The sequence below is a fragment of the Aequorivita marina genome, assembly GCF_031631895.2.
In the GTDB taxonomy this organism is placed as follows: domain Bacteria; phylum Bacteroidota; class Bacteroidia; order Flavobacteriales; family Flavobacteriaceae; genus Aequorivita; species Aequorivita marina.
In genome coordinates this window covers 116,108-127,511 of the sequence record NZ_JAVMBW020000013.1, presented here as the reverse complement: position 1 = coordinate 127,511, position 11,404 = coordinate 116,108, and the positions used below count along the sequence as shown (strand labels likewise).

Below are 11,404 nucleotides of genomic sequence, written 5' to 3'. Positions count from 1 at the left end.
AATTGGGGAATCTTAACCTTGCAGGAACAGCTCAGTTGGGTAATGACAACGAAGCGACAACAGACCAAGATGGTAATTTAAACGCCGCTGGAACACTTCAGGTGGGTAATCTTAACGATGCATACACAGAACAAGATGGGGATTTTAACGTTTCTGGAACATTACAGGTAGGTAATCGTAATGATGCAACTACGCTCCAAGATGGAGATGGTAACCTGAGTACTACTACCCAAGATGGTAATAGAAACGATTCTGATGTATGGCAAGATGGTGACGATAATGTAAGCGATGTTGACCAAACAGGGAATCGCAACGCTTCTTACGTAGATCAGTGGGGAAATCGTAATGATAGTGATGTAGATCAAATGGGGAATCGTAATGAATCTGATGTATTTCAGTGGGGTGACGATAATATTTCTTCTGTAGATCAACAAGGTAATCGTAACGATTCTTATGTAGATCAAGATGGAGATCGTAATGATAGTGATGTAGATCAAATGGGGAACCGTAACTCTTCTATTGTACTTCAGTATGGTGATGATAATATTTCTTCTGTAGATCAACAAGGTAATCGTAACGATTCTTATGTAGATCAATGGGGTGATAATAATAATAGTTATGTATTACAAGATGGTAACCGTAACGACTCTGAAGTTGAACAATGGGGTGATGACAATATTAGTATTGTAGCGCAAGTAGGAAACCGTAATGATGCAGATCTTTTCCAATTAGGAGATGGTAACTTCTCAGAAGTTTACCAATTCGGTAACCGTAACGATGCAACAACAGATCAAATAGGAGATGATAACTACTCTGGAGTTGGGCAACAAGGTAACCGTAACGATAGTGATGTTGACCAAACTGGAGATGATAACGAAGCGTATACTAGACAGTGGGGTAACAGAAATGATTCTGATACAGACCAAATGGGAGATGATAACTATTCTGACAACTGGCAAATAGGGAATCGCAACGATGCGCGTACTAACCAAGTAGGAGATGATAACAGATCTATCGTTGAGCAATTTGGAAACCGTAACGAAAGTGATGTTGACCAATTAGGTAATGATAACTATGCTGGTACAGGACAATACGGAAACCGTAACGAAGCTACCACTTTCCAATTAGGTAATGATAACTATTCATTGACTGTCCAAGCTGGTAATGACAACGAAAGTCTTGTTGGCCAAGTAGGTTTCTTTAATGATTCTGATGTTTTTCAAGATGGTAATGATAACTTTAGTGCTGTTGGACAAGCAGGAGTGCTTAATGAGTCAGACGTAATTCAAGCTGGTAATGATAACATCAGCCTTGTAGGTCAGTTAGGTATCTTAAATGAATCTGAAGTAATCCAAATAGGTAATGATAACATCAGCCTTGTAGGGCAAGCTGGATTAGGACACTATAGCCTTGTTGAGCAAACTGGTAACAACAACTTTAGCCTTGTAGGTCAGTTGGGTGTAGGTAACTGGAGCCACGTTAATCAAGTTGGTAGCGGAAACATTGATGTTACTTTACAGAACTAAAATATAGTTAAGTAAATTAAAAAAACTACTTAATTATTTAAAATAGTGCGAGGGCTTCCAAAAGAAGCTCTCGCATTTTTTATTAATTCAAAGCTAAGATAGAAAGCTAGTTATAGAGGAATTAAATAAAATTGGTTCTATGTTGATTATAGTGGGCAAGCCAATTTCTGTATTACTATAAACCTTTTCTAACAACTAAAGTTCAGGAATGTAAATAAAGCTGTTCATTTTTTTTATTGCAAAAAAACGTGTGCATTACTCTCATTCGTGCCTCATTCGTCGTATGCAAGTAAAAAGCTAGGCTGTGCAAAACTTTACTAAAAAACCTCCCTCATTCCGGCGCAAACCAAAGGCTCGCATCAGTTAGTTCAAGATTTTGATTTTTTTCAAAAAAAAACACCTACTTAAAACAACATAGAGCCATAAAATTGTATTCTTCTTTACTTGCCGATTGCTTTAAAACATAAAACCTGATTGTTATATTAATAGTCAGATTTTTCATTTTAAAATATTTTTATGTTTAAATAACAGTAGTGTCCGATTAAAAGAGTGAGAAAATTTGTTGAGTCACAGATCAAGATGGTAATGTAAACACTTCAGATGGAACTCAAGGGTTTTTGGGAGACGATAACTTGAATACAACCACTCAACAAGGAGGTAATAATGCAAATTTTGTAGATCAGCGGGGGTGTGATGATACCGCTTCTTCTTTACAGGTAGGTAATGACAATGCTTCTGAAACGCGTCTGATGTTTATCAAGATGGTGATTTAAATACAGCTTTAACTATCCAGATAGGTGATGATAACACATCTGCTATTAGTTCAGAGGGAGTTTCAAACACAGCTACTGCACTTCAATATGGTGATGATCATAAAAGTAACATTGAGCAAGTAGGTAATGCTAATACTGCCTATGTAATGCAGGATGTTTCTAATATCTTAAGTAATGCTTACCAAACTGGTAATAATAATGATGCTAATGTTCAGCAGATAGGAAACTACAATGGTAGTGGTGTAAACCAGGATGGTAATACTAGCACAGTCATAACTTTAAAAGTTGGAGGTGCTAACTCTTCTTTAGTTAATTAAATAGGTTCAATTAACTATTCAGATGTAGAGCAATTAGGTAATGTGAACGGTTCTGGCGTAGCATAGACTGGTAACCAAAACAGTAGTAATGTTACTCAAGGATGTAATTTTAATAGTAGTTCAGTTGCTCAATTAGGTAACAATAACAGGTCTACTGTAAATCAGAGTAACTAAGGTATATTCCCTATCTTATAATACTTTAAAAGTAAGTTATAAGAGCACTTTAAAAAGTGCTCTTATTTTTTTGCAACAGAATTTAAATTACCTTCCAAATTATCAATAATTTAAGTTAATTTGTTGTATATTGCAGTAGGTGAATGATTTAACCAAATGAATTAAACTTTAAAGAGATGAAAAACACTAAATTATTGCTGACAGCCTTTATTATTGTTGTTTTGGGGAGTGTTGCTTCCTCGCAAACGTATGTAGAAGACGCTAAACTAACTAGTCATTTTTTTAAAAATAAAACTACCCTCTTTAATATTGTTGCTTCACAGAATGCTAATACAGTAAAAAGCAACAAAATTTCTGTCCAGCAAATTGGAGATTATAATTCTGCGATTACCGTTACAAAGTCACAACAAAGTGATATTAACTTAAACCAATTTGGTGATAATAACGATATAGCTTTAATTGTTTCTGCTAAAAAAATTGGTGAAGATGTTCTACAGGTTGGTAAAAATCATAGTTATACAGATTTAAGTAATTCACGTAGCCAGGTTCATGCTTCTAATGTTCAGCAATTTGGTTCAAACCAAAATTTAATTAGGATTGGTGGTCAAAATTCTATTTCAGATAAAATGATGGTTTCGATGCAAGGAAAAGATCAAACAGTTATTATCAGAAACTTAAATTAATAAACTTGTGCTCAAAAAGGTTTTATATAGGTTGCCTATATTTCTTTTAGTCTTGTTATCAAGTATTGCGTCTTCCCAAGTATATAATACTAAGGTTGTGGCAGAAATAGATATTGCCAATAATGGTAATATGTATTCCTTTACAGGATCTGCAGTTAATAAAACCGCTTCAAATCAAAGTTTACGTTATGTGCTTTCCGTTATAAAAAGCGATTCCCAAAATTCAAATAATGTCAAAAATGACCAGACCGGCAGGTTTGTTCTGGAGCTTGGTGAGAAAAAAAACTTATCTTCAGCTACTATTAATGTAGCTGATGAAGATCGAGTAATTATTCTTTTGCTTATATATGATGAAGAAGATACTCCATTGGGTATGGATAGAATTGTAATAAATGAAAACGAAGAAGATAAAAGTATAGAGAGAAAATATAGTACTGAAAAGAAGAGTGAGGTTAAATTATCGCCAGATGCCGTAAGAACAAAAGCAGATGGAGTGGTTCTGAGAGGTATCGTTACTGAAGATACTAAAACAAAACCGGGCAGCGATTTTTATAAAATGTTTTATTCATCGTACCTTGCCAATAATGTAAATGGTGAAGAAATAGTAAATATAAAAGAGGTTTTATCCTTAAATAACAATACAAAAATTGAAATCACAGTTGCTAATGAGATGGTTCTTGAATTTTTTGTTAGACCGCAAAATGACTATCTTAAAGCAATGGCCGATGTAGCTTTAAAAAGAGTATATTGGTTTTTACAGAAATATAAAAAAAGCAAGAATGTTTTAAAATATTATTAAATGTTCATCATTCTTGTAATTGATTTTTATTAAATTTACAATGTACCCAATTTCCCCAATATATTTAATTTTTAGAGGTTAGTAGTTAAATACTTACTTATAATATTGTTTAACGTATTGGTTTTGTGTTATTTGAAATGTTTGCTATTGTCTGTTCGAGTGCTCTTGATAACTATCGGGAGAGAATTTCGGCTATTAAAAATAGGTTTTGACTGCGCTCAACCAGACATTTACAGGTTTAATCCACAGCTTAGAGAATGAAACTATCTACTGAGCTCTATTTATTTTATCTTATTTTATCCCCATTGTAACTATTTAGTCTAATAAATACCAGAAATATGAAATCTTTTGTTCTTTTCTTATTCCTAAGTGTCTCTACATATGCTGTGGGCCAGCAATTGGTGTATGCACCTATAAACCCCGCCTTTGTTGGAGGAAATTCTTTTAACTATGCATGGTTGCTCAATTCTGCAAACGCACAAAATTCTTTCGAAGACGATTCGCAATTTGATGCTTTCGACCGTTTAGGGGGGTTTGACCGTTTTGGTAAAAGCCCTTTTGGTAAAGATGAAGTGCCTCCAAAAGGTACGAGCATTGAAGGCGATTTTCAATATGAGGTTTTTGATTCATCCGATGGTTTAGTAATAAATGTATTAAATATAGTAACCGGAGAAGCCACCCAAATAATTATTCCAAACTAAATTTCTTATGAAGAATATGCTTATAAGGCTATGTATTGTATCTGTCTCATTCTTTTTGGGGGGGTGTGGTGCCTACTTTAATCAACCACTAGGACCACAAGATGCACGTTTGGGCGAAATAACGAATCAAACTACTACTTTATACTCATTGCCGAAGCCTGAAGAGCCTATTATAGCAGGTGTTTATAATTTTAAAGATCAAACTGGGCAATACAAAAATATTGAGAACGGAAGTACTTTTAGCACAGCAATAACCCAAGGGGCCACAACAATTTTAATAAAAGCACTCGAAGATTCTAAATGGTTTAGACCGATAGAACGTGAAAATCTTAGCAATTTACTTAATGAACGAAATATAATTAGGAGTACACGAGAAGAATATAGGAAAGTGGATGATAAATCTCCCACTCGTTTAACACCTTTATTATTTGCCGGTATATTACTTGAAGGAGGGGTGGTTTCTTATGATTCAAATATCTTAACCGGTGGGGCTGGTGCACGATATTTTGGTCTAGGAGCTTCTACACAATATAGACAAGATAGGATTACAGTATATCTTCGGGCAGTTTCTACTAATACAGGGGAGGTATTAAAAACAGTTTATGTTTCAAAAACGATTCTTTCGCAAGCTGTAGATGTAGGTCTTTTTAAATATGTGAATTTTCAACGTTTATTAGAAGTTGAAACGGGTTTTACCAAAAATGAACCATCTCAAATGGCAGTACAAGAAGCTATTGAAAAGTCTGTAGAAATATTAATAATCGAAGGTATAAAAGATAATTTATGGTCAACCAAGGAAGGTAAGGAACAAAATAAAGAAATTGTAGATCAATACTTACTCGAAAAGGAATTAGAAGAGTCTACAGGCCTTTATGAAAGAAGGTATCTAGAGAACTATTTTAAAAGCCAACTTAATATAAATTTCGGTATGGCATTGGTAGATGGAGATTATTCAACGGGAATATTAGACTATAAATTTGGACTTATGTACAAATATTCTATTCTTCCCGAATTAAGACTTGCAGCAGATTTTCAATTTTTTAGACTTAATTCCACACCCCAAATCAATCATTGGTGGCTTAGTGAAAGTTTAAATGTTGAGTATAATATGTTGCCTTATGATAAGTTGAGTCCAATTTTTTATGCGGGACCTGGTATTTTACATTTTGCAGATGATACTCCTGTTGGTGACTTACAGCGATGGAATAGCTTTTTTAATTTAAAACTTGGAGCAGGTTTAGAGTATCATGTTTCTCCAAAGATATCGTTTGTGCTCAATGGAGAATGGGATATTACTTTCACAGATAAGATAGATAATTTACCACAGGGTAGGAGGGATGATTTTTACTATACCATGAGTATTGGACTATCTTATCACTTTGGCTCGTCAAAAACAAAAAACATGAAATTGCAATAAGTTAATGATTTTGAAATATCTCGATTTTTCATAAACCTATTAAACAAATAAACAAACAGATGAAAAGAAGTATAACATATTTAAAATTGAGTTTGCTCTTCATTATTTTGGTAGCGTGCAGTGAGGATAGAATTAGTGACAACGATTACGGAGTTATTACAGGAAAAGTTGTTGCAGAAGGTTCCAATACGCCGTTAGAAAATGTAAGAATAAATACAAGTCCAGTAACTAGTACAGTTTTTACCGATGCTGAAGGGAATTTTAGGATTGAAAATGTTGCTGCCGGAGAATATTCTGTAGGAGCTAGACTTGACGGTTATCTGGCCAGATATGAACCAGCTACCGCACTTGCGAACAAAACTGTAAACGTGATTTTTGAAATGGAAATTTCAACAGTAAATAATAGACCTCCCTCAACTCCTGTATTGATATCACCTACAGATAATCAAATGCTAGAGAGTGTGGAGGCAATATTTGTGTGGAGTTCAATAGATCCCGAAGAAGATCCGCTAACATTTTCATTGGAACTTAGAAATGACCAAAACGAAGAAGTGTTGATGTTCGAAGATTTAAGTGATACCATCTTCAGGTATCCAGAATTAATGCTGGGAACTCAGTATTATTGGCAAGTGTCTTCGAAAGATGAGTATAATCCAGCGGTGCTAAGTCCTGTGGGAACGTTTAGCGTTGCTGGCCCTCCGGTTGATAATAGGTTTTTGTTTGTTCGAAATATTGATGGTAATAACGTTATATTCTCAGCGGATGAAGAAGGAAATGAATTTCAACTAACCTCCGTAAATACAAATAGTTACCGCCCAAGAAGAAATGTTGCAGCAGATAGAATTGCCTACCTACAGACAACTGGGGCACAAGCAGATATTTATACAATGAAACGTGATGGTACTGATAAGGTTAAAGTCACTTCAAACCTACAGCCTAATGGTTTTAATTTGAACGAGATAAATATTAGTTGGCCAGAGAATAGCGACCGAATATATTTTCCAAACCTTGATAAATTATACTCTATTAGATCAAGTGGTCAAGGACTTAATCAGGTATTTCAAACCTTGGATGGCTCTTTGATTTCTGAAATTGCAGTTAGTGAGAATAGTGATTTAATTGTTTTGAAAACAAATAACTTGAATGGATATGATGTTTCTTTCATTACCATAAATAAAAACGGCGATTTCCTAGATACCTTGCAATCCGGACTACCTGGAGCTGCTAGCGGTCTAGATTTATCAGTTACTAACAATAAAATTGTATATTCCTACGATGTTTCTGAATTCCAAAGTTCTGATTACAGAAGATTGGACTCCAGAATGTTTACATATGATATCAGTACTTCGGGACCACCGGTAGATATTTCCAATGAAAAACCAAACGGTACAAATGATTTGGAACCCATATTTGCACCAAATGAAGCATTCGTAATCTATACAAATACCTCGAATGATGGTATCTCTAGAAGAGATATCTATACGCTGGAAATAGGTGAAGATCAAACGAGAACTTTGCTTTATTCAGATGCTTATATGCCCGATTGGGAATAATTGTTGAAAATATTCAAAAACCCTGAAAGCCCACCTTTGTGGGCTTTTTTTTAATGCGTACTTTTGTAGCCTAACTTCATTTCAATGAGCAAAGAGATTTCAAAACGCTACGCACAGCGGGGTGTTTCAGCAAGTAAAGAAGATGTGCACAACGCCATAAAAAATGTTGATAAAGGGTTGTTCCCTAAAGCATTTTGTAAAATTGTTCCAGATTATCTTACCAATGACAAGGACCATTGTTTAATAATGCACGCCGATGGTGCTGGCACTAAATCTTCATTGGCTTACCTGTACTGGAAGGAAACTGGAGACCTCTCCGTTTGGAAAGGCATTGCCCAAGATGCCTTAATCATGAATATTGACGACCTGCTTTGCGTGGGAGCAGTAGATGATATTTTGCTGTCCTCAACCATAGGGCGCAATAAAAACTTGATTCCAGGCGAAGTTATTTCCGAAATTATTAACGGAAGTGAGGAGCTTATAGCTGAAATGAAGGAGTTTGGAGTCACCATTCACTCCACAGGAGGAGAAACAGCCGATGTTGGCGATCTAGTGCGCACCATAATTGTTGACTCTACCGTGACTGCCCGAATGAAGCGAAGTAATGTTATTGACAATGCAAACATTCAGCCAGGTGATGTTATAGTTGGTTTGGCCTCTTATGGACAAGCTACGTATGAAAAGGAATATAATGGCGGTATGGGGAGTAACGGCCTTACGTCTGCCCGGCACGATGTTTTTCATAAATATCTAGCAGAGGGTTATCCTGAAAGCTATGATGCCTCTGTCCCCGAAGATCTTGTATATTCAGGTTCAAAAAAATTACAGGATTCTGTGGAAGGAAGTCCTGTAAACGCGGGAAAATTGGTACTTTCTCCCACCCGTACCTACGCGCCAATCATCAAAGAAATCTTATCTAAATACAGCAATGCCGAAATCCATGGTATGATTCATTGTAGTGGAGGAGCACAGACAAAAATCCTGCATTTTGTGGAAGATCTTCATATTATTAAAGACAATATGTTTGCAGTGCCTCCGCTCTTTAAGCTTATTCAGTCGGAAAGTGGAACGGACTGGAAAGAAATGTATCAAGTGTTTAATATGGGGCATAGAATGGAACTCTATGTGCCAGAAGAAATTGCCAGTTCTATAATTGAAATTTCAAAATCGTTTAATGTTGATGCACAAATTGTAGGGCGCGTGGAAGCTGCTGAAAATAAAAAACTTACAATAACGAGCGAAAACGGAACGTTTACCTATTAATTGAATAGTAATGAAAAAATCTCTTTGGTTGGTTGTTACATTGTTTTCTTTAAGTACAAGTAGCCTCCTCGCATCTACAGATTCCTTGATGTTCAATAAAAATGATAAGGATAGTGTTGCCTTAGGTTGGCGCACTAAAAATGAAGCTGGCTTATTGCTTAATCAAGTATCGTTTACCAATTGGAATTCTGGTGGAACAAATTCTATTTCTGGTATTGTTTCTGCTAAATCATCAGCTAAACTTAAACAGGAAAGATGGGTTTGGACTTCCGACCTAAACCTGAAATACGGCCTAAATAAACAACAAGAAGCTGGGGTTAAAAAAACGGAAGATATAATAGAAATCAATTCCAACTTTGTTTCAGAAACCGATTCCATAAGCAACTGGTTTTATTCCGCGAAACTTAGCTTTAACACACAATTTTCTAATGGTTACAAATATCCAAATAAAGATGAGGCCATATCTAGGTTTCTAGCTCCGGGATACCTGTTTTTTGGAATGGGGATGGAATACGGTAGAAAAATTGAACACTTATCTTTCTACGCATCGCCTTTTACGTTAAAAACAACCTTTGTAATGGATGATGATCTTGCCAACAAAGGAGCTTTTGGTGTAAACCCCGCCATTTACGATGTGGATGGTAATATGTTGAGAAAAGGTGATAACATCAAGCAAGAGGTGGGAATACTAATAACCAATAAATACGAAGAAACAATTTTCGAAAATATAAAGCTCAATAGCCATTTAAGACTATATACCGATTATGTAAATAGTTTCGGGAATATAGATGTTGATTGGGAGGTTAATCTAGGGATGGAGGTCAATAAATTTGTTAAGGCTACTTTAGGCTCACATTTAAGGTATGATAATGATATTAAGATGGACTCTAAAAGAGATGAAGTTACAAATGAAGAAATTGTTATCGAAGGGCCAAATGTTCAATGGAAGCAAATACTAGGGGTAGGACTAATTATTGATTTTGATAATATGTCAAAATCAAAAGAAACATCATAGTTCTATTTTTTAATTCATAACGTAGCTTCAGAAATAGGGGAATGCCTTCAATAAAAAAATTGTAAATTTACAACCACGATAAAATCTATATGTTAGACAGACTTCAAATTATAAAACAACGTTTTGACGAGGTAAGCGACCTTATAATCCAACCGGATATAATCAGCGACCAAAAGCGATATATTCAGTTAAACAAAGAATATAAGGATCTAAGGGTCTTGATGGATAAACGAGCCGAATACTTAGAGCTTGCCGACTATGTTACCGAAGCAGAAGAAATAATAGCGGATGGCAGTGATGCCGAAATGGTTGAAATGGCAAAAATGCAGCTGGATGAAGCTCAGGAACGCATGCCGATTTTGGAAGAGGAAGTGAAGCATCTTTTAATTCCGAAAGATCCAGAAGATGCCAAGAATGCGGTAATGGAAATTAGAGCTGGAACCGGTGGTGACGAGGCGAGTATTTTTGCAGGCGATCTATTTAGAATGTACACAAAATACTGTGAAGGAAAAGGCTGGAAAACAAACGTTATAGATTTAAGTGAAGGGACTAGCGGTGGATTTAAGGAAATACAGTTTGAGATTGAGGGCGATGATGTATATGGAACGCTAAAATTTGAAGCCGGTGTACATCGTGTACAGCGGGTTCCGCAGACCGAGACCCAAGGTCGTGTTCATACCAGTGCCGCTACGGTAATGGTTTTCCCAGAAGCGGAGGAGTTTGATATTGAAATTAACCCAAAAGATGTTCGTGTAGATTTTTTCTGTTCTTCCGGCCCTGGAGGGCAGTCGGTTAACACCACCTATTCTGCGGTGCGCTTAACGCATGTTCCTACCGGGATTGTGGCGCAGTGCCAAGATCAAAAATCGCAACATAAAAACAAGGAAAAAGCATTTAGGGTGCTACGTTCCAGATTGTATGATATGGAGCTGGCTAAAAAGCAAGCTGAAGATGCCCTAAAACGTGGCTCAATGGTCACAAGTGGCGACCGAAGCGCTAAAATTAGAACATACAATTACTCCCAAGGACGTGTTACCGATCACCGAATAAACCTTACCCTTTACAATCTGGGGAACATTATAAACGGCGATATACAAGAAATCATAGACGAGCTGCACCTGGTTAACAACACCGAAAAGCTAAAGGAAACCGGAGAGACATTTTAGAGTACTTATTGCTATTT

9 protein-coding genes and 2 pseudogenes are annotated in these 11,404 nt (G+C 36.0%); all 11 read left to right on the top strand.

Annotation, left to right across the window (positions count from 1 at the left end; translation table 11 throughout):
- A pseudogene (locus tag QPK98_RS12930) lies at positions 1 to 1,526 on the top strand (hypothetical protein); the annotation flags it as partial.
- Positions 1,527 to 2,286: 760 nt separating this feature from the next.
- Positions 2,287 to 2,346 (top strand): annotated as a pseudogene (locus QPK98_RS15685) (hypothetical protein); the annotation flags it as partial.
- Complete coding sequence (locus tag QPK98_RS15680; protein ID WP_353963175.1) at positions 2,320 to 2,616, top strand: hypothetical protein; 297 nt, start codon at positions 2,320 to 2,322, stop codon at positions 2,614 to 2,616. The pseudogene QPK98_RS15685 and the gene QPK98_RS15680, both read left to right, overlap by 27 nt.
- Before the next feature lie 350 nt (positions 2,617 to 2,966).
- On the top strand, positions 2,967 to 3,473 hold the full coding sequence (locus QPK98_RS12925) for a hypothetical protein (RefSeq protein WP_310993880.1): 507 nt from the start codon (positions 2,967 to 2,969) through the stop codon (positions 3,471 to 3,473).
- Positions 3,474 to 3,570: 97 nt separating this feature from the next.
- Positions 3,571 to 4,272: a CsgE family curli-type amyloid fiber assembly protein gene (locus QPK98_RS12920; protein ID WP_310993879.1), complete on the top strand. Its 702-nt coding sequence runs from the start codon at positions 3,571 to 3,573 to the stop codon at positions 4,270 to 4,272.
- 338 nt (positions 4,273 to 4,610) lie between these two features.
- Entirely contained in the window at positions 4,611 to 4,973 is a 363-nt protein-coding gene (locus QPK98_RS12915; RefSeq protein ID WP_310993878.1) for a curli assembly protein CsgF, read from the top strand.
- A 7-nt stretch (positions 4,974 to 4,980) separates the two neighbouring features.
- A complete protein-coding gene (locus QPK98_RS12910) occupies positions 4,981 to 6,390 on the top strand; it encodes a CsgG/HfaB family protein (RefSeq protein WP_310993877.1) in 1,410 nt (469 codons plus the stop codon).
- 59 nt (positions 6,391 to 6,449) lie between these two features.
- Positions 6,450 to 7,943: a carboxypeptidase regulatory-like domain-containing protein gene (locus tag QPK98_RS12905; RefSeq protein ID WP_310993876.1), complete on the top strand. Its 1,494-nt coding sequence runs from the start codon at positions 6,450 to 6,452 to the stop codon at positions 7,941 to 7,943.
- A gap of 84 nt (positions 7,944 to 8,027) precedes the next feature.
- On the top strand, positions 8,028 to 9,206 hold the full coding sequence (locus QPK98_RS12900) for an AIR synthase related protein (RefSeq protein ID WP_310993875.1): 1,179 nt from the start codon (positions 8,028 to 8,030) through the stop codon (positions 9,204 to 9,206).
- Between the two features lie 10 nt (positions 9,207 to 9,216).
- Positions 9,217 to 10,221: a DUF3078 domain-containing protein gene (locus QPK98_RS12895; protein WP_310993874.1), complete on the top strand. Its 1,005-nt coding sequence runs from the start codon at positions 9,217 to 9,219 to the stop codon at positions 10,219 to 10,221.
- An 89-nt stretch (positions 10,222 to 10,310) separates the two neighbouring features.
- The gene (prfA, locus tag QPK98_RS12890) at positions 10,311 to 11,387 is read left to right on the top strand and encodes a peptide chain release factor 1 (RefSeq protein WP_310993873.1); all 1,077 of its coding nucleotides are present in this window, start codon (positions 10,311 to 10,313) and stop codon (positions 11,385 to 11,387) included.
- The last annotated feature ends 17 nt before the right edge of the window (positions 11,388 to 11,404 follow it).

Excerpts from the sequence above, each read along its gene's own strand:
- QPK98_RS12925 (WP_310993880.1), top strand. The coding sequence starts at position 2,967 with ATGAAAAACACTAAATTATTGCTGACAGCCTTTATTATTGTTGTTTTG.
- QPK98_RS12915 (WP_310993878.1), top strand. The coding sequence starts at position 4,611 with ATGAAATCTTTTGTTCTTTTCTTATTCCTAAGTGTCTCTACATATGCT.
- QPK98_RS12910 (WP_310993877.1), top strand. The coding sequence starts at position 4,981 with ATGAAGAATATGCTTATAAGGCTATGTATTGTATCTGTCTCATTCTTT.
- QPK98_RS12905 (WP_310993876.1), top strand. The coding sequence starts at position 6,450 with ATGAAAAGAAGTATAACATATTTAAAATTGAGTTTGCTCTTCATTATT.
- QPK98_RS12900 (WP_310993875.1), top strand. The coding sequence starts at position 8,028 with ATGAGCAAAGAGATTTCAAAACGCTACGCACAGCGGGGTGTTTCAGCA.
- QPK98_RS12895 (WP_310993874.1), top strand. The coding sequence starts at position 9,217 with ATGAAAAAATCTCTTTGGTTGGTTGTTACATTGTTTTCTTTAAGTACA.
- prfA (WP_310993873.1), top strand. The coding sequence starts at position 10,311 with ATGTTAGACAGACTTCAAATTATAAAACAACGTTTTGACGAGGTAAGC.